We start from the raw sequence: 19,804 nt of genomic DNA, 5'->3' as shown, positions 1-19,804 counted from the left end.
AGTAAAAAGCATAGTCTTAAATATGACCTTTTTCCTTTAAACTCACGAATTTATGGTCACCTATTATAATATGATCTAGCACTTCAATTCCGATAATCTGGCCGCATTCTACTAAACGTTTTGTTACTTCAATATCTTCACGGCTCGGCGTGGGATCTCCTGAGGGATGGTTATGAAGACATATAATAGAGGCTGCTGCACGACGGAAGGCTTCTTTAAAAACTTCCCTGGGGTGTACAATTGACGTGTTTAAACTTCCAATAAAAATCGTTTGCCTATGTAGAACTTGATTTTTTGTATTTAAATATAAACAAACAAAATGCTCTTGTTGTAAAAAACGCATTTCTTCCATCATGTATTTCGCACAATCTTCTGGACTTCGAATACTATATCTATTTTGATATTCTAAACGCACCATTCTTCTGCCTAGTTCAAAGGCTGCCATAAGTTGCGATGCCTTTGAAATCCCAATACCATGTATACTAATTAGCTCTTCTAATGTTGCATCTTTCAACATACGTAAGCCATCAAATTGGTGTAAAATTTTATCTGATAACTTTAACACTGTTTCTTCTTTAGAACCTGTTCTGAGTAATACTGCGAGAAGCTCTCGATTTGATAAACTTCCGGCACCTTCTAACAATAAACGCTCCCGTGGCTGTTCTTCTCTTACAACATCACGAATACCGTTCATCTCTCCACTCCTTTATTTGTTCTCTCAAAGAAAACCCCATGCAATTTTACGCATGGGTTACATCAATATCAAATTGTTTTAATTCCCTAACGAGACGTGCAATTGGTAAGCCAACTACACTATAGTAGTCCCCTTGAATATTTTGAACGAAAATAGATCCTTTACCTTGAATCCCATAACTACCGGCTTTATCAAGAGGTTCTTTCGACGTGACGTATGTATCAATTTCCTCTTCTGTTAGCTCCCAAAACGTAACTTCTGTACGCTCATAAAAAGTAACCGTTTTTTCTTTTGATATAATCGCAACACCTGTATACACTTCATGTGTTTTCCCTGATAGTAATTGTAACATCTCTTTCGCCTCATCCTCATTAGAAGGCTTACCAAGAATACGCGACTCATATGTAACAATTGTATCTGCACCTAACACAATGTGATCACTATTATTTTCTGCCACCGCTGATGCTTTTTGCAAGGCAAGCGACATTACAATATCAGAAGGCGATGAATATGCACCAATTGTTTCTTCTACTTCACTTACAACGATTTCAAATGGTATGCTAGCTAACTCAAGCAATTCCTTCCTCCGAGGTGATCCTGAAGCTAAAATTATTTTTTTCATATTTTCTCCTTCCTTTCTCACATGAAGCAGAACAATTTATATCAATCGTATCAAAGGAATAGTTTGTCCACAAATGAAAGAAATATTAATTTCTCTAACTAAAATAACAATTCTTTATTGCATACGATTATATTCCTGTCATAGAGAAAGCACTTTGCTCTAAATTCAAAAGAAAAGAAAGAAGTACATGTACTTCTTTCTTACTCATTTTATTATCCTATCATTTCACTTTCTACGAAACAATTTTTTCATACGAAAGTAGGCCATCAATAATAACTTGATTTAATTTCACCAAAGATTCCTTATCCATTTTCCCATCTTTTACTGTTTGTACAGCTACCGACGTATACATATACAGTTTCTTTGCTTCTTCTTGCTTCATACTTTCCCCCTCTTTTTCAATCGCTTTCCATTCTTTTTCAATCGCTTCTATATCTTTTGCGCTGCTTTTTCCACCAACTTGTACACTAGAAGCATATTTTGCTAAATGAGTGTATAATGGCTGCACTTTTGTTAAAAATGTTCCTACTTCTTTATCATCTTTCAGCAACGCTTTATCTGTTATATCCCAGTTCTTTTTTAAAACGGAGACACCATCATTTTTATACTGAGTCATTAATTGATTTATAGCCTGTTCATCGCTAGCAATACCAACAACTATTGCATACTTATCCCCGCTCGGTCTCAAAGCTCCAATGCCCCCATTGCCTTTCCATTCTTCAAGAGCTGCTCGTCCCTTTTCTTCAGAAGAATAAAGCCCCCCTTGAACAAAAAATAATTTCATCGGATCCAATGACACTCCTACCTGTGCTTTTTGTTTTTCTTCTTTTGGTTCTGATGTTTGTCCTGCCGTTCCACCCACCTTTGATTCTCCATTCCCAGTCGGCTTGGAAGCTGTTACTTCACTTCCTCCTGTCGTTCCTTGTCCGGTGAGTAAATGAAGCATCCCCATTCCAAACGCCGTACCGATAATAATTGCGGTTGCAACGATTGCAATTAATGTATTACTCCACTTCTTTCGGTATTTTTCCACAGACATCGATTTCGCTTTTTGAAACGGAACAACATTTCTCGGTCGTTCACCTTCTACTACCATCCATTCAAATTCATCTTTCTTCTTTTCCTCATACTTCGCTTCTGTTCCATTCACTTTCACTGAGATCGTTCGTGATTGCTTGTCCATACACTCACACCTCACCTCTTATCGTTGTCCGCATCATATCATATTCCTTTCACAAAAAAACGAGATATTTGTCAGAGAAATTCGCCAAATAACCCTATATATTTATCTTATATGTATGCTTTTGACTTCATTTGTAGAACAAAAAACTAGATAGCAAAGACTATCTAGTTTTTCTCGCGAATATATTTTCGAACTTCAGAAATGAAATAAAGAGAACCTGTTATGATGAAAACATCATTTTCTCCTATCATTTCAACTTTTGTATCAATTGCCTCTTTCCAATTTTCAAAAACTAATTTTGATTCTTTTTGTGAATATGATGCAAGTTTATCAGCAGAGATAGCACGATCAAAGGCGAATGTTGTAAAAATAATTTCATCTGCAATGGTTTCTAATTGGCCTACCATGTTATGCAATTGTTTATCACCAAGGGCAGTAAATAAAACTATTACATTTTTATCTTTGTAATGCGCTTCTACTGTTTTCACAAGGCTTTCAATACCTTCTGGATTATGGGCACCATCTATAATAATATCCGGGTTACTTTGCAGCTTTTCAAAGCGCCCAATCCAATACGCTTCCCGTAATCCCGTTCTTATTTCCTCTTCCTCAATTAAAAATGATAGATATGTTTTTACATACATGACTGCCATAAGTGCTAGCGCTGCATTTCCTACTTGATGAATGCCTTTCATTGAGATTTGCAAATCTTCAAATGCGGCAAAAGGACAAGTAAAATCAAACTCTTCCCCATCTTCTTTAGACTGCTTATGTAACGCTGTAAAATGCTTGTCAAGTTCGTATAGGTTTGCATGGTTTTCCTTTGCAACATTTTGAATGACTTCCAAAGCTTCTTCGTCCTGCACACCAGTAATTACCGGCACACCAGATTTAATAATCCCCGCCTTTTCATATGCAATTTCTCCTAGTGTATTCCCTAAAATATGCATATGATCGTGACCGATATTCGTAATAATCGTGAGAACAGGGTGTATAACATTAGTAGAATCAAAACGTCCACCAAGCCCTGTTTCAAATAAAACAACATCACAGAAATTGACTTTACCGAAATAACAAATTGCCATAACAGTAATAATTTCAAACTCCGTCGCTTCCCCTAAATCCGTCTCATCTAGTTTTTCCACGACTTGTTTTACCATCTTTACAAGTTCAGTAATCTCTTCATCTGCAATTGGTGTCCCATTCACACTAATGCGTTCATTAAATGTTTCGATATAAGGAGAGGTGAACGTTCCTACCTTATATTTCGCGCCTTCTAACATGTAGCGCATATATGTTAACGTTGAACCTTTTCCATTTGTACCAGCAAGATGAACACATTTTATATGACGCTCTGGATTTCCGAGTTCTTCTAGCATCCATCTCATTCTTTCTAATCCTGGCTTAATTCCAAATTTCAATCGGCTATGAATCCACCCTATCGCTTCTTCGTATGTATGTATCACGTATGCTTTTCCCCTTTCAAAAGACAACTTTCATAGTTCTATTATACGCAAAGAAAAGAGACTCACCAATATAGTGAGTCTCTAAAAACATTTTTACTTTTCAAGACCTACTAGACGTTGACGAACTGCTTCGCGTTTTTCTAGGTAATCTTGCTCTTTCGCACGCTCTCCTTCAATAACTGCCGCAGGAGCTTTCGCTACGAAACCTTGGTTAGAAAGTTTCTTCTGTACACGTTCTACTTCTTTATCGAACTTCTCAAGTTCTTTCTCAAGACGAGCTCTCTCTTCATCAAGATTGATAAGATCAGCTAATGGTAAGAATAACTCTGCACCTGATACGATTGCAGTCATTGCTTTTTCTGGCGCTTGTAAATCCGTTTGAATTGTTAATTCGCTTGGATTACAGAAACGCTCAATGTAAGAGCTGTTTTTCGTAAGTTGAGCAAGTACAGCCTCATCTTTTGCTTTAATTTGCATTTGAACTTTTTTGCTCATTGGCGTATTTACTTCTGCACGGATGTTACGAACAGAGCGAATGATATCAACTAGAAGGTGCATTTCTGCCGCAGCTTCCGTATCTTGTAAATCCTCGCGAACTGTTGGCCACGCAGCTACTGTAATAGATTCGCCTTCATGTGGTAAATGTTGCCAAATTTTTTCTGTTACGAATGGCATGAATGGATGTAATAGACGCATTGTTTGGTCTAATACGTAAGCTAAAATAGAACGAGTTGTTTTCTTAGCTGCTTCATCTTCACCGTATAGTGGAAGCTTCGCCATTTCAATGTACCAGTCACAGAAATCGTCCCAAATGAAGTTGTATAATGAACGTCCAGCTTCACCGAACTCATATTTATCCATGTTACGTGTTACACTTTCGATTGTTTCGTTTAAGCGAGTTAAGATCCACTTATCTGCAACTGATTTTTCACCAGTTAAATCGATTTCTTCATACTTCATATCATCCATGTTCATTAATACGAAGCGTGATGCATTCCAAATTTTATTAATGAAGTTCCAAGTAGATTCTACTTTCTCCATGCTGAAGCGTAAATCTTGACCTGGTGCACTTCCTGTTGATAAGAAATAGCGCATTGCATCTGCACCGTACTTCTCGATAACATCCATTGGGTCAATACCGTTACCAAGAGATTTACTCATCTTACGACCTTGCTCATCACGAACTAAACCGTGAATTAATACATCTTTAAATGGACGCTCGCCTGTAAACTCTAAACCTTGGAAAATCATACGAGATACCCAGAAGAAGATGATGTCATAACCAGTTACTAATGCATCTGTTGAATAGTAGCGCTTAAAGTCTGCTGAATCTTCATCCGGCCAACCAAGTGTTGAGAACGGCCATAGCGCTGAACTGAACCATGTATCCAGTACGTCATTATCTTGATTCCAGTTTTCAATATCTGCTGGTGCTTCTGTACCTACGTATACCTCACCAGTTTCTTTATGATACCAAGCTGGAATACGGTGTCCCCACCATAATTGACGAGAAATACACCAGTCATGAATGTTTTCCATCCAGCGTAAGTATGTGTTTTCAAAACGCTCTGGTACGAACGTTACTTTTTCTTCTTCTTTTTGTTGAAGTGCTACTGCTTTTTCTGCAAGTGGAGCCATTTTTACGAACCATTGTGTTGATAAGTAAGGCTCAACTACTGCACCGCTACGCTCACTATGACCTACTGAATGCATATGAGGCTCGATTTCTACTAATACGCCAGCCTCTTGTAAGTCTTTCACTAATGCTTTACGGCATTCGAAACGATCCATACCGTTATACTTACCAGCTTTTTCGTTCATCGATCCATCTTCATTCATTACTAAGATGCGTGGTAAGTCATGACGGTTACCTACTTCAAAATCATTCGGGTCATGAGCTGGTGTAATTTTTACAACACCTGTTCCGAAGTCTTTTTCTACGTACTCATCAGCAATAATCGGAATCTCACGGCCTACAATTGGAAGTGTAACTGTTTTTCCGATTAAATGTTTGTAACGATCGTCTTCTGGATGAACTGCTACTGCTGTATCACCAAGCATCGTTTCTGGACGAGTTGTCGCAAGACGAATGTGGCCAGAACCATCTGTTAACGGATAGTTCATATGGTAGAATGCACCTTGAACTTCTTTATGAATTACTTCAATATCAGAAAGAGCTGTGCGTGTTGCTGGATCCCAGTTGATGATATATTCACCACGGTAAATTAAGCCTTTTTCGTATAATTGAACGAATACTTTATTAACCGCATCTGATAAACCTTTGTCTAATGTGAAGCGTTCACGAGAATAGTCTAGTCCTAAACCAACTTTCCCCCATTGTTGACGAATGTGAGAAGCGTACTCTTCTTTCCACTCCCAAGCTTTTTCAAGGAATTTTTCACGGCCAAGATCGTAACGTGAAATACCTTCTTCACGAAGTTTTCCTTCTACTTTCGCTTGTGTTGCGATACCAGCATGGTCCATTCCTGGAAGCCATAGTACATCGTATCCTTGCATACGCTTCGTACGAGTTAAAATATCTTGAAGAGTTGTATCCCAAGCATGACCTAAGTGTAACTTACCAGTTACGTTCGGAGGTGGAATTACAATTGTATACGGTTGTTTCTTCTCGTCTCCTGTTGCTTCAAAATATTTGCCTTCAAGCCACCATTGATAAAGGCCTTCTTCAACGGACATATGATCATATTTAGTTGGTAAATTCTTTTCCGTGTTTGACATTATTTTCCCTCCTTAAAATAAAAAATGTCCCTCATCCAAAAAGGACGAGGGACATCGCGGTACCACCTTTATTTACAAACAAATTCATAATTTGCTTATACTCTTAATTTGATAACGGACAAATCCGTCTTTTCCTAATAAGAACTATTCCGTTCAGAAAAGATGCTCCAGGGCTACCTTCTAACATAACTATCTAGAGAATCTCCCAGCTAATGATTCTCCTCTCTGAAGACGTTTCATGTTATACTCTTCCCCTTCAAGGCATTTATATGATTGTTAATTATTATATACAATAGTGTAAAAAACGAAACCTTATTCGTCAAGATAAATTTAAGTCTATGAATTTTCAGGCGCACAAAAAAGATAAGTAGCATTCTCTACTTATCTTCTTTATCTCGCTATTTGCGGGCAGTAAGATCCCTACATCAAAATTCAGCTGAAGCAAAGAAGTTAGGCGGGAGCCCCGCTGATTAAAGTTTTACTTTACCCGTTCCCTTGCTGGGCAGCTTGTAATTGTGATAGGAAATATTCTATATTGCTAACGAGCCAATGCGATTGTTGCAAACTCTTTACTTCCAGCAATTCATTTTCCTCGTTGCGATTATCTTTTCTTTTTCTATACGAACCGATTTGTCGAATAAATTGTGATGGGTACGTCATATAAGCAAACATGAGAAGTTGCTCTTCTTTCGTAAACGGAAAATTTTTTTGATACATTTGAAACCATTCAAACCGATCACTTCTTGCGATCGGATATGTGTTTAAAGACCGTGAATAAAAACCTACTATATCTTGCACAGGCGTTGCAAACTTCGATTTTTCCAAACTAATAAAATAGCCATTCCGCTCATAGTCAAATAAAAAATGATTAAGTGACACGTTACCATGTACAAAAGTAATACGCGTTTTATCTTTTTCTTTCATCGCATCGTTCCACTCATTTAATTGCTTCGTTGCAAATTCACGCGCTCTCATTACATGATGATAGTACGTACAATATTGCAATTCAAGCGGGGACATATACCATTTTGATTCAGATTCTACGAGAAACTCTTCTAACATCTCACCATCATTTTCCCAGCGATTGGATATAGTTGTATAATGTTTTTCTAAATCTTCTTCCGTATACGTTTCTTCCTTCACAGTTTTTTGATGCAACGTTCCGAGTGTCTGAAACATTTTATGGTATTGATCATTGTCCTCACCATTTCCTTCTGCACGTTCTAACCAAGGCATTAAATAATAATTATACGTCCCGTCACTTAAAATATAATTTCCATCCGTCGCATGGTATATAGGTACATAATTTGAAAAACCTTTCTCCTTCAAATATTGAATATGATGCAGAAAGTTATTCCGCTCTAACTTTCTGCCTTCTATTTTCTTAAGTGCATATGGACCTTGATTCGTATAAATTTTCATTACATTTCCGTGCTCTTCCATATGCTGCGTATCCAATCTATATTGCCTCACGATAGGTTCATAGTGATTTCGCAATTCAATATCCATACGAATAACCCTTTCTATTCAAAACATAACTTCTAAGAAAAGAAGTGAGTGAAAACACTCACTTCTTTATTTCGCCTTTACTCTTGAAACGGGAATATAAATAATTTGCCCCGTATTTAAAAATATATCTTCTGTTTGATTGACACGGTACAAATTTTGTACCGATGTTTCATAACGGTCTGCAATAGATTCAATTGTATCCCCTTCTTGTACGAAATACATTCTTAACTTTGTAAATTCCTCTTCCGGTTCTTTCGTAAATAGTTTTGTTAAATAAAGCGCATTTTCATCTCGCTGTGAGTACTCTTCTTCTTGTTCTTCCTGCTTTTTCGCTTTTTCTTTCTTGAAATCTTTTCGTCCGAACAATTCAAATTGCGGCGTTGTTTCTTGCTCCTCTTCACGTTCCACAAATTCATGTTCTTCTATTTTCTCTTCTTCTAATTCCTGCTCTTTTCTTTCCTCTAATTGGAACGGTTCAAATGCGTAATCTTCCCACTCATCTGATTCCTTGTATTTTGGTTCTTCTACATGGGGCGCCGGTCTATTCTCATCCTCTTGCGCTGAATCTTCTTCTAAATCAGCATACACCGTTTCTTCTTCATCCTCGCTTCTCTCTTCATCACATAAACCAGTAATAGATATATCCGCTAATAATTGTAAGCAACCATTTTCCTTTAATTCATAATCAAATTCCTCAATTGATACATATAGTTCTTCAATTACTTTCACGCGATTTCTCGGAATTGATATTTCAAGCGGAAAGGAATGAACAAGTTCATTAACCCCATCTTCCCTTGTTTCTACATAATCAATTGACTTTGCTGGCGATAGTTCTCTTAGTGAATACGCCGAATCATCTTGCCTTGCAACATACTCTCCCGTTAAATCTAATTGCCCTCTCACGATTACTTCATGATCAAGCTCTTCTATCTCAACGTCTGGATCTAACGAAATTGACAAAAGTTCATCGACTTCCTGTCCCTTTTGGAACCAAACAGATTCTTTTAATGAAAATCGTAACGAATGATCTGCAGCCACTTCTTTTCCCCCTCCCAAACTATATGTCATTACAGATTTATGTAGGGAAAGCTTACTTTATGAATAAAAAAAATCGCTCCCCTTATGGAGAGCGATTTTTCTCTAATACATTATTTTAATTTTGACATTGCAATTTCAGCCGCTGCAATTGTCGCCTCAATATCTGCGTCACTATGTGCTGTCGATAAGAATAAACCTTCGAATTGAGATGGTGGCAAGAATACACCTTGTTCTACCATTTCACGATAGTAAGCCGCAAAGAACTCTAAGTTTGAAGATTTTGCTGCATCGTAATTAATAACGGGCTCATCTGTAAAGAAAATACCAATCATAGAACCTGCACGATTAATATGATGTGGAATGCCATGTTTTTCAGCTGCTTTACGTAATCCAGCTTCTAACATTTCAGCTTTACGCTCAAATTCTACATACGATTCTGGCGTTAACTGTACTAACGTTTCATAACCTGCTGCCATTGCAAGTGGGTTACCTGATAAAGTACCAGCTTGATAAATCGGTCCGCTTGGCGCAATTTGGCGCATAATTTCTGCTTTACCACCGTACGCTCCTACTGGTAAGCCACCACCGATTACTTTACCTAAACAAGTTAAATCAGGTGTTACACCGTAGTAACCTTGTCCACAGTTATAAGCAACACGGAATCCTGTCATTACTTCATCAAAAATAAGCAGTGCACCGTTTTGTTCTGTTACTTCACGAAGTCCCTCTAAAAATCCTGGTTGCGGAGGAACAACACCCATATTCCCTGCCACTGGTTCTACAATTACACAAGCAATATCATCACCGAATTGTTCAAAAGCGTATTTCACACTTTCTAAATCATTATAAGCTACTGTAATCGTATTTTTCGCTACACCTTCTGGTACGCCAGGGCTATCTGGTAAACCTAGAGTCGCCACACCAGAACCAGCTTTAATTAATAACGAATCACCATGACCGTGGTAACAACCGATGAATTTCAAGATTTTATTACGGCCTGTATAACCACGAGCTAAACGTAGTGCACTCATTGTCGCTTCTGTTCCAGAGTTAACCATGCGGACAATTTCAATCGATGGTACACGCTCAATAACAAGTTTCGCTAATTTATTTTCGATTTCTGTCGGTGCACCGAAGCTTGTACCTCTTTCAGCAACAGATTTTAACGCTTCAACAACACGATCATTTGCATGCCCATGAATTAAAGGCCCCCATGATAATACGTAGTCGATGTATTCATTTCCATCAATATCATATACTTTAGAGCCTTTACCACGCTCCATAAACAACGGATTCATCCCAACAGACTTAAAGGCACGAACTGGGCTATTTACGCCACCAGGCATTAAATCTTGCGCCTCTTCAAACGCTGCAATTGACTTATCAAACTTTTTCATTATTTAACGCCTCCTTCTTGCAACCATTTTGCTGCATCTTTCGCATGATACGTAATAATTAAGTCTGCTCCTGCACGTTTCATGCTAATTAATTTTTCAAGCACAACTTCTTTTTCATTAATCCAACCATTTTGCGCTGCCGCTTTAATCATTGAATATTCACCACTTACGTTGTAAGCAACGATTGGTAAATTAAAGTTATTTTTCACATCACGAATGATATCTAAGTAAGAAAGAGCTGGCTTTACAATTAAGAAATCAGCCCCTTCCATTACATCTGATTCTGCTTCACGGAATGCTTCCATACGGTTCGCTGGGTCCATTTGATATGTTTTACGGTCACCAAATTGCGGCGCACCGTGCGCAGCATCACGGAAGGGCCCATAAAACGCTGATGAATATTTCACAGCGTACGACATAACTGGCACGTGTCCAAAACCATTTTCATCTAATGCATGGCGAATTGCTGTTACGAAGCCGTCCATCATGTTTGATGGTGCAATAATGTCCGCTCCTGCCTTCGCTTGACTTACAGCTGTTTTCGCAAGAACTGCAAGAGACTCGTCATTTAAAATAATACCATCTTCAATTACACCGCAATGACCATGACTTGTAAATTGACATAAACATGTATCTGCAACTACTACTAGCTCAGGGAAATCGCCTTTAATTTGTTGAATAGCACGTTGTACAATTCCATGATCACAATATGCTGATGATCCAACTTCGTCTTTTTCAGCAGGTAAACCAAATACAATAACAGAACGAATACCTAAATCAACAACTTCTTGCATTTCAGCTTGCAATAAATCTAAAGACATTTGATATACGCCTGGCATAGAAGGAACTTCATTACGAACATTTTCACCTTCTAATACAAAAATAGGGTAAATAAAATCTTCCGTATGTAAAAACGTTTCACGCACAAGTGCACGCATACTACCGCTTTGTCTTAAACGACGATGACGATTAAATTGTAAAGAGTTCATAGATTTCTATCCCCATTCTTTCATTTTATAGATTCACAAACACATTGTAGTAATGCTTCTACAGTGTACTCTTTCGGCACAATAACAGACGGAAAATAACGACTTGCCTCTTTTTCCGTAATAGGTCCTATACAAGCAATTGTACATTTTTTTGTCCATTCTCTCCAGTTTGCACCCTCAAGTAAACGAACAAAACTAGTAACAGTTGAAGGGCTCGTAAATGTAATAATGTCTACTTTCCCTAACTTCAATGCCGCTATAAGCTCTTGCTTTTTTTCTATATTCACTTTCGTACCGTATACGATTAGCTCATCTAGAGAAACACCAATTTCCCGAAGTGCAACCGGAATTACCTCTCTTGCTATATTCCCTTTCGGAAATAAAATACGTTCGTTTCCACTTAATTCTTTTAGAAACTCTTCTGCAAATGCTTCTGCAACAAATGAAGTTGGAACAAAATGAACTTGATAGCCCCTTTTTTCTAACTCTAATTTTGTTTTCACACCTACCGCAGCGATTTTAATGGTTAGCGGTAGTTTCTTGTTCAAACTATCTAGAAAAAAAGCTACACCATTTCTGCTCGTAAAAATAACCCAGTCATACGAATGTAGCTGCCCTTCAATATGTTGAATTTGCCTATGAGACATACCTTCCATATGCAAAAGCGGAATTTCCAATGGAATTCCGCTCTTTTCTTTCACTGCTACACTCATTTGTTTCGCTTGATGCTGGGCACGTGTAATCAATACCGTTTTTCCAGCGAGAGCGTTCATATTTATTGTTGCTCCTTATTTGCAGCAAGAATGAGTTCTTTGGCGCCTTGTTTAATTAAACGGCCCGCGGCTTCTAATCCTACTTCCTCAGGATTAGTACCTACTACTGTCTCTTTTAATAAAACAGAGCCATCCATAGAGCCAACAAGAGCTGTTAATTCGATTGTATCGTTTTCTTTAAGGGTTGCATATCCAGCGATTGGAACTTGACATCCACCTTCAAGTTTATGAAGAAATACTCGCTCCGCTGCCACTGTTCTTTCTGTTATCGCATCATTCATATGCGCTAACAACTGCAATAAATCCTTATCATCCTCACGACATTCAATCGCTAATGCACCTTGTCCTACAGCAGGTACACATAACGTTTCATCTAAATGTTCTGTAATAACTTCATCATCCCAGCCCATTCTTTGTAATCCAGCTGTCGCTAAAATAATCGCATCGTAATCCTCTTCTTTTAATTTACGTAAACGTGTATCGATATTTCCGCGAATCCACTTCACTTGTAAATCTGGTCTCGCAGCGAGTAGCTGTGCACTACGTCTTAAACTACTCGTACCTAAAATAGCACCTTCCGCTAACTCTTTAAACGATGCTCCATTTTTTGAGATAAAAGCATCACGAGGGTCAACACGCTTTGGTGTACAGCCAATCATTAACCCTTCTGGAAGTACGGCTGGCATATCTTTCATACTATGTACAGCCATATCGATTTCTTTCGTAAGTAACGCATGCTCAATTTCTTTAACGAACAAACCTTTTCCGCCTACTTTTGAAAGAGTAACATCTAAAATCACATCACCTTTGGTGACAATTTCTTTCACTTCAAATTCATATGGTAAACCAAGTGCTTTTAACTGATCAATAAACCAGTTTGTTTGTGTTAATGCTAGCTTACTCTTTCGTGACCCTACAATAATTTTGCGCATAATTCTCTCTCCTCATTATAAATACCAAAAGTGGAAATTAGATAAACTACTTAATAAAAAAATGTTAACTAGCATTACGAGAAAGGCCCCTACATTCCACAGTACAATTTTCTTCCCTTGCAATACATCTGCCGCTCTTAAATACAAGCCCGCACAGTATACAAATAGAACGACAAACGAACCAATTACTTTCGTATCATACCAATGAAAATTATCTAATTTTGTATATCCCCATATACATCCTAATAAAATTGCTAGTAAGAAAAATGGAACAGAAAATAAATTTAATCCGTAAGACGTAGATTCAAGCTTCGGTAAATTCCCTAACCTTCTTAATCTCGCATTCCACTTTTTCTTTTTTAATAGGCGATATTGCAGTAAATACATAATAGAAAAAATAAATGATACCGTAAACGTTGCATAAGAAATAATCGCCATTCCAACATGCACGTATACAAGTTCTGAAACTAATTGCTCTGCAAGTACTGGCGACATCTTTCCGAGCGGTGTAAAAATAGAAAAAGCGCTTACGCCAAATGCAACAACATTTGTAAAGAAGACTAAAAAGTCAACGCGCATAAATCGATTTATGACTAACGACATCGTAATCAATAACCAAACATAAAAATAAATCCCTGATAATAAAGTTAAAATGGGGTTCGTTTCTGAATCTGTCGCCCTAAGCAACATAAAAATAGACTGCAATACCCATACAATCGAAAGTAACCAAAAAGCAAATCGGTTCGCCTTTCGGTTACTTTGGAAATAATCTATAAAATATAAACTAATGCTACAAGCATATAAAATAATTGCAATATGATAAATAATACTGTTATTTAAAAAACTCATCCGATCATCCTTCCAAATTATAAAGATGGAACGGATGGTGTCCACACTCTTTTATGTTCTACTTCTTCCGCACGACTCTCTACTTCTTCCGTTTCTAAATCGAAAATCTTCGCAAATAACGCTAATTTTTCGCTCGCTCCCTCTTCAGCAGCTATTTCTTTCGCTACTAAAATTGGGTCTTTTAATAATTGATTAATAATACTTTTCGTATGCTTACTAATGACTTTTTTCTCACGATCACTAAGGTTTGGTATTTTTCGCTCTAGGCTTACCATCGTTTCACTTTGGATTGCAAGTGCCTTATCACGAAGAGCTGATATTAATGGAACAACACCAAGTGTACTTAACCACGTTTTAAATAGAACAATTTCCTCTTCAATCATAAATTGAATTTTCTCCGCTTCTTTCAAACGCTCAGCACGATTTGCTTCCACTACTCCTTGCAGATCATCAATGTCATATAAAAAAGAACCTTCTAACTCATCAATCGCTGGATCAATATCACGTGGTACTGCAATATCAACCATAAATAAAGGGCGACCAGAGCGCATTTTCTCCACCTTTGTCATCATCTCTTTCGTAATGACATACTCAGATGCACCAGTTGAACTAATTAAAATATCTGCTTCTAATAATGCACATTGCAATTCGCTTAACGATTTTGCATGTCCCATATATTTCTCAGCCATTACTTCTGCTTTCGAAAGTGTCCTATTCATAACTGTTACTTTACGAGCACCACTTCCATATAAGTTTTGCAGTGCAAGTTCGCCCATTTTACCAGCACCAAGAATAAGCACATGACAATCTGTTAACTCGCCAAATATTTTCTTTCCAAGCTCAACAGCAGCATAACTAACAGACATTGCACTTTCCCCGATTGTTGTTTCTGAGTGGGCACGTTTTGCTAATGTAATGACTTGCTTAAACAATTCATTAAAAATTGTGCCTGTTGCTTTAACTTGTTGCGCTTCTAAAAAGCTATCTTTTATTTGACCTAAAATCTGTGTTTCTCCGACTACCATCGAATCTAAACCGCACGTTACGCGGAATAAATGATCTATTGCACCATCTTGTTCAAAAATAGTTAAATATGGCGCGACTTCTTCTATTTCAAGCTGAAACCAATCAGCTAAAAACTTCTTAATATAATACCGTCCCGTGTGTAATTGATCGACAACAGCATAAATCTCAGTGCGATTACAAGTTGATACAATGACATTCTCTAACACGCTCTTTTGATTTTGTAATGTAGTCATCGCTCGCTCTAGCTCTGCTGCCTGAAATGTGAGTTTCTCACGAAATTCTACAGGGGCTGTTCGATAATTTACACTAACAACAAGAATATGCACGCAGCATGTCCCCCTTCACCCGTTTTATCACTTTATCTACTATCATAATACAACTTTCCTCTTATGAATCTGACAATCGTGTGAACAACCGATTATTTTTTAATTATTCTCCGTATGTAATAAAGGAGATTCAGTAAACTAATAAAAAAATCTTCTACTTTATAATGATTATAAATTAATAACTCTATTTGTACGTTACCAAAAAAAGTCCTCATAATCAAGTGATGGAAACTATTCCATATAAATTATAACATTATCTTTCCTATCTTCTTTCATCATGAAGGAAAATATGTATGATTGTTCCAAAATGTAGCAAACACTTTCTCAATACAATGTATTTGACATTTTATTTCTTTTTCGTTATATTGATTTTACAAAATTAAATTGTGCACAACTTAATTAGAAGGGAGTTATGTATGACAGAGGACTCTTTGCATCTAGATAACCAACTTTGTTTTTCTATTTATGCCTGTTCTAGAGAGGTTACTCGTTTTTATCGACCTTATTTAGAAGAGATGGGTATTACGTATCCCCAGTACATTACTTTACTCGTACTATGGGAGCAAGATGGACTAACAGTAAAAGAAATTGGAGAACGTCTATTTTTAGATTCCGGTACGTTAACACCTATGTTAAAACGAATGGAATCATTAAAACTTGTAAAACGTGTTCGTTCCAAAGAAGACGAGCGAAAAGTTTGTATTGAATTAACAGAACAAGGCAAAGATTTAAAGGAAAAGGCTTGTTCATTACCGACAACGATGGCTACAAATTTAGGAATTACAGAGCAAGAATATCGCTCTTTATTAATTGAGCTAAATAAACTAATTGAAACAATGAAAACAATTAATGATGGAAAAGGGGAATAAATATGGATAAATTATATACTGCTTCAGTAACAGCAACAGGTGGAAGAAATGGGAAAGTAGTTTCAGATGATGGCATATTAAATCTTGATGTAAAAATGCCGAAAGCACTAGGTGGTGCAGGCGGAGAAGCAACAAATCCAGAACAACTATTTGCAGCTGGTTATGCAGCTTGTTTTGATAGTGCATTACAACTTGTCATTCGTACAAAACGTATGAAAGTAGAAAGTACAGAAGTAACCGCTCACGTTTCTATCGGAAAAGATACAGATGGTGGTTTTGGCCTATCTGCCGTGCTTGATGTACATGTCGCTGGCGTTTCACATAGCGAAGCAAAAGAACTTGTAGAAGCGGCCCACGGTGTATGTCCTTACTCTAAAGCAACACGAGGTAATATTGAAGTTACATTAAACGTACGTTAACAGCTTATATAAAGAAAAAAACGCGCGACATTCGTCACGCGTTTTTTGTTTTTGTCATTTTATGAATTGCCTTCCACGCTTCTTCTTTTCCAAGTCCTGTTTCAGAAGAGAATAGAACGATTTCATCGCCAATTTCAACAGCAAGCGTTTCTTTTACAACTTTTAAATGCTTTTGCCATTTCCCTTTCGGGATTTTATCGGCTTTCGTCGCAATAATAATTGTTGGGATTTCATAATGCTTTAAGAAATCATACATCATCACGTCATCACTTGTTGGTTGGTGACGTAAATCAACTACTAATACAGCTGCGTCTAATTGCTTACGCGTTGTAAAGTACGTTTCAATCATTTTCCCCCATGCCGCGCGCTCCGATTTAGACACTTTCGCATATCCATAACCTGGAACGTCAACAAAATGCATCATCTCATTGATTAAGAAAAAGTTCAGTGTTTGCGTTTTTCCTGGTTTAGAAGAAATACGCACTAACTTTTTACGATTTAAAATTTTATTAATAAAGGAAGACTTCCCGACATTTGAACGACCTGCTAATGCAATTTCTGGTAAATCACTGTCTGGATATTGTTCTGGTTTAACAGCACTAATTACAATATCTGCTTTTGTTACTTTCATTGTTTCACTCCTACTAATGCGTGCTCCAATACTTCATCTAAATGAGATGCAAGCACAAACGTAAGGTTTTCTTTTACGCTCTCTGGAATATCATCTAAATCTTTCTCGTTTTCTGCTGGCAAAATAATTTTTGTTAAGCCTGCGCGGTGAGCACTTAATGTTTTTTCTTTTAAGCCACCAATTGGTAATACACGACCACGAAGTGTAATTTCACCTGTCATACCTACTTCTTTACTTACAGGAATACCTGTTAGTGCAGAAATAAGTGCCGTTGCCATCGTAATACCTGCTGACGGTCCATCTTTTGGAACTGCTCCTTCTGGAACATGAATATGAATATCATTTTTCTCATGGAAATTCGGGTCAATCTGAAGCTCTTCTGCACGAGAGCGTATATAACTAAACGCAGCTTGTGCTGATTCTTTCATAACATCCCCAAGTTTCCCCGTTAAAATTAGTTTCCCTTTTCCTGGCGCTACAGAAACTTCAATTGCAAGTGTATCGCCGCCTGCTGCTGTGTAAGCTAGACCTGTTGCCATACCAACTTGGTCTGTTTTTTCAGCTTGCCCATAACGGAATATGTGTTTACCAAGTAAATCAACAATCTTTTTCTCTGTCACAACGATACGTTTACGTTCTGCTGTAACGATAATTTTCGCTACTTTACGGCAAACTTTTGCAATTTGGCGTTCTAGCGTACGAACACCAGCCTCACGTGTATAATAACGAATAATTTCAAGAAGCGCCTCATCACGCACTTGTAAATTACCTTTTCGTAAGCCATGCTCTTTTAATTGTTTCGGCAATAAATGCTCACGAGCAATGTGTACTTTTTCAAGTTCTGTATAGCCAGCAATCGAAATGATTTCCATACGGTCAAGTAATGGACCTGGAATACTTGAAAGTGTATTAGCGGTTGCTACAAACATAACTTTCGATAGATCATATGGTTCTTCAATGTAATGATCACTGAAGTTATGGTTTTGTTCTGGATCTAATACTTCAAGTAATGCCGCTGATGGATCTCCACGGAAATCGTTAGACATTTTATCAATCTCATCTAATAAGAAGACTGGATTAACTGTTTTCGCCTTTTTCATACCTTGAATAATGCGTCCTGGCATTGCTCCAACATATGTACGGCGGTGACCACGAATTTCAGATTCATCACGCACACCACCAAGAGATGCACGGACAAATTTACGATTCAATGATGTTGCAATTGAACGCGCTAACGAAGTTTTGCCGACCCCAGGAGGGCCTACTAAACAAAGGATAGGTCCTTTTAATGAATTCGTTAACTTCTGTACAGCTAAATATTCAAGTACACGCTCTTTCACTTTTTCAAGACCGTAATGATCGTTATTTAAAATCTCTTCTGAATGAGCAAGATCAATTATATCTTCTGTTGCCTCTGTCCACGGAAGCGCTAATAACCAATCAATATAATTGCGAATAACACCACTCTCCGCAGAACTTGCTGGTAACTTTTCATAACGATCTAATTCTTTCAGCGCAGCCTTCATTGTTTCTTCAGGCATTCCTGACTGTTCAATTTTTTCACGAAGTTCTTCTACTTCTCCGCCCTTACCTTCTTTGTCGCCAAGTTCAGTTTGAATCGCCTTCATTTGCTCACGTAAGAAATATTCTTTTTGCGTGCGCTCCATTGAACGTTTCACTTTTTGTCCAATCTTCTTTTCTAGGCTAAGTAACTCTTGTTCATCTTGAATAATTGAAATAAGTGTATGTAATCGTTCTTTTACAGATACAATCTCTAGAATCTCTTGTTTCTGCTTCGTTTTAATCGGCAAGTGAGAAGCAATTAGATCAGCTAATCTCCCTGGTTCTTCTACATCAGCTACCGTTGCAAATGTTTCATTTGAAACTTTTTTCGAAACTTTAATATATTGTTCGAAATGCTCCAGTAACGTACGCATAAGAGCTTTCTCTTCTAAATCATCTTCTACTTCTTCAGTTACCGTTTTAATAGACACTTGTACTATATTTTCTTCTTCGATAAACTCTATTACTTCTGCTCTATGTAAACCTTCCACAAGGACACGAAGCGTACCGTTCGGCAATTTTAACATTTGCTTGACTTTCGCCACTGTACCTACACTATATATGTCATCTTCTTTCGGATCATCGATATTCATTTCTTTTTGCATTGCTAAAAAGATGATATTTTCATCCATTGCCGCCTGCTCTAGTGCTTGTATCGATTTATCACGTCCTACATCAAGATGCAAAACCATCGTTGGATATACGAGAACGCCTCTTAATGGTAGGAGGGGCACGATTCTTTCGTTCGTATTCATACTAGACATAGCACCTCCATAATA

General features: G+C 37.5%; 17 protein-coding genes and 1 other annotated feature. Of the genes, 2 read left to right on the top strand and 15 right to left on the bottom strand.

The features are described from left to right. Positions 1-16 precede the first annotated feature (16 nt). From radC to hemA, 13 genes are all read right to left on the bottom strand, one after another. On the bottom strand, positions 17-694 hold the full coding sequence (radC, locus tag N2V92_RS12615; RefSeq protein ID WP_001013396.1) for a RadC family protein: 678 nt from the start codon (positions 692-694) through the stop codon (positions 17-19). Positions 695-740: 46 nt separating this feature from the next. Then, entirely contained in the window at positions 741-1,316 is a 576-nt protein-coding gene (locus N2V92_RS12610) for a Maf family protein (RefSeq protein ID WP_000720491.1), read from the bottom strand. A gap of 232 nt (positions 1,317-1,548) precedes the next feature. Further along, complete coding sequence (locus N2V92_RS12605; RefSeq protein WP_042595877.1) at positions 1,549-2,499, bottom strand: hypothetical protein; 951 nt, start codon at positions 2,497-2,499, stop codon at positions 1,549-1,551. 164 nt (positions 2,500-2,663) lie between these two features. Continuing rightward, a complete protein-coding gene (locus N2V92_RS12600; RefSeq protein ID WP_000582079.1) occupies positions 2,664-3,965 on the bottom strand; it encodes a bifunctional folylpolyglutamate synthase/dihydrofolate synthase in 1,302 nt (433 codons plus the stop codon). Positions 3,966-4,058: 93 nt separating this feature from the next. Beyond that, entirely contained in the window at positions 4,059-6,704 is a 2,646-nt protein-coding gene (locus N2V92_RS12595) for a valine--tRNA ligase (protein WP_016077237.1), read from the bottom strand. A 37-nt stretch (positions 6,705-6,741) separates the two neighbouring features. Continuing rightward, positions 6,742-6,973 (bottom strand) — a binding site (T-box leader). A 214-nt stretch (positions 6,974-7,187) separates the two neighbouring features. Beyond that, the gene (gene ysxE / locus N2V92_RS12590) at positions 7,188-8,213 is read right to left on the bottom strand and encodes a spore coat protein YsxE (protein ID WP_000350652.1); all 1,026 of its coding nucleotides are present in this window, start codon (positions 8,211-8,213) and stop codon (positions 7,188-7,190) included. Positions 8,214-8,279: 66 nt separating this feature from the next. Next, the gene (gene spoVID, locus N2V92_RS12585) at positions 8,280-9,251 is read right to left on the bottom strand and encodes a stage VI sporulation protein D (protein ID WP_000718525.1); all 972 of its coding nucleotides are present in this window, start codon (positions 9,249-9,251) and stop codon (positions 8,280-8,282) included. A 110-nt stretch (positions 9,252-9,361) separates the two neighbouring features. Then, positions 9,362-10,648 (bottom strand): glutamate-1-semialdehyde 2,1-aminomutase, encoded by a 1,287-nt coding sequence (gene hemL / locus N2V92_RS12580; protein ID WP_000712938.1) that lies wholly within the window; start codon positions 10,646-10,648, stop codon positions 9,362-9,364. Beyond that, a complete protein-coding gene (hemB, locus tag N2V92_RS12575) occupies positions 10,648-11,637 on the bottom strand; it encodes a porphobilinogen synthase (protein WP_001087080.1) in 990 nt (329 codons plus the stop codon). The genes hemL and hemB overlap by 1 nt, the downstream gene beginning before the upstream one ends. 20 nt (positions 11,638-11,657) lie before the next feature. Continuing rightward, the gene (gene hemD, locus N2V92_RS12570; protein ID WP_000992324.1) at positions 11,658-12,410 is read right to left on the bottom strand and encodes a uroporphyrinogen-III synthase; all 753 of its coding nucleotides are present in this window, start codon (positions 12,408-12,410) and stop codon (positions 11,658-11,660) included. A 2-nt stretch (positions 12,411-12,412) separates the two neighbouring features. After that, positions 12,413-13,342, bottom strand: a complete 930-nt coding sequence (hemC, locus tag N2V92_RS12565) for a hydroxymethylbilane synthase (protein WP_001226403.1) — start codon at positions 13,340-13,342, stop codon at positions 12,413-12,415. A 15-nt stretch (positions 13,343-13,357) separates the two neighbouring features. After that, positions 13,358-14,191 carry a cytochrome c biogenesis protein gene (locus tag N2V92_RS12560; RefSeq protein WP_000009002.1) on the bottom strand — a complete coding sequence of 278 codons (834 nt, stop codon included), beginning with the start codon at positions 14,189-14,191 and terminating at the stop codon, positions 13,358-13,360. Between the two features lie 17 nt (positions 14,192-14,208). Continuing rightward, on the bottom strand, positions 14,209-15,543 hold the full coding sequence (gene hemA / locus N2V92_RS12555; RefSeq protein ID WP_000547868.1) for a glutamyl-tRNA reductase: 1,335 nt from the start codon (positions 15,541-15,543) through the stop codon (positions 14,209-14,211). 416 nt (positions 15,544-15,959) lie between these two features. Here hemA and N2V92_RS12550 point away from each other — a divergent pair, with 416 nt between their 5' ends. Both N2V92_RS12550 and N2V92_RS12545 read left to right on the top strand, forming a co-directional pair. Further along, a complete protein-coding gene (locus N2V92_RS12550) occupies positions 15,960-16,412 on the top strand; it encodes a MarR family winged helix-turn-helix transcriptional regulator (RefSeq protein WP_000133913.1) in 453 nt (150 codons plus the stop codon). A gap of 2 nt (positions 16,413-16,414) precedes the next feature. Further along, positions 16,415-16,831 carry an organic hydroperoxide resistance protein gene (locus N2V92_RS12545; protein WP_000359773.1) on the top strand — a complete coding sequence of 139 codons (417 nt, stop codon included), beginning with the start codon at positions 16,415-16,417 and terminating at the stop codon, positions 16,829-16,831. 34 nt (positions 16,832-16,865) lie between these two features. On the opposite strand, the gene ysxC is transcribed toward N2V92_RS12545, so the two are convergent. Next, complete coding sequence (gene ysxC / locus N2V92_RS12540) at positions 16,866-17,462, bottom strand: ribosome biogenesis GTP-binding protein YsxC (protein ID WP_000869118.1); 597 nt, start codon at positions 17,460-17,462, stop codon at positions 16,866-16,868. Further along, positions 17,459-19,789, bottom strand: coding sequence for an endopeptidase La (gene lon / locus N2V92_RS12535; protein ID WP_000097281.1), 2,331 nt, complete (start codon positions 19,787-19,789; stop codon positions 17,459-17,461). The genes ysxC and lon overlap by 4 nt, the downstream gene beginning before the upstream one ends. Between the last annotated feature and the right edge of the window lie 15 nt (positions 19,790-19,804).

This window comes from Bacillus sp. CH_48, assembly GCF_038008465.1.
In the GTDB taxonomy this organism is placed as follows: domain Bacteria; phylum Bacillota; class Bacilli; order Bacillales; family Bacillaceae_G; genus Bacillus_A; species Bacillus_A thuringiensis_S.
Note: the sequence above shows the minus strand (reverse complement) of the source record. Positions and strands in the feature narration are given on the sequence as shown.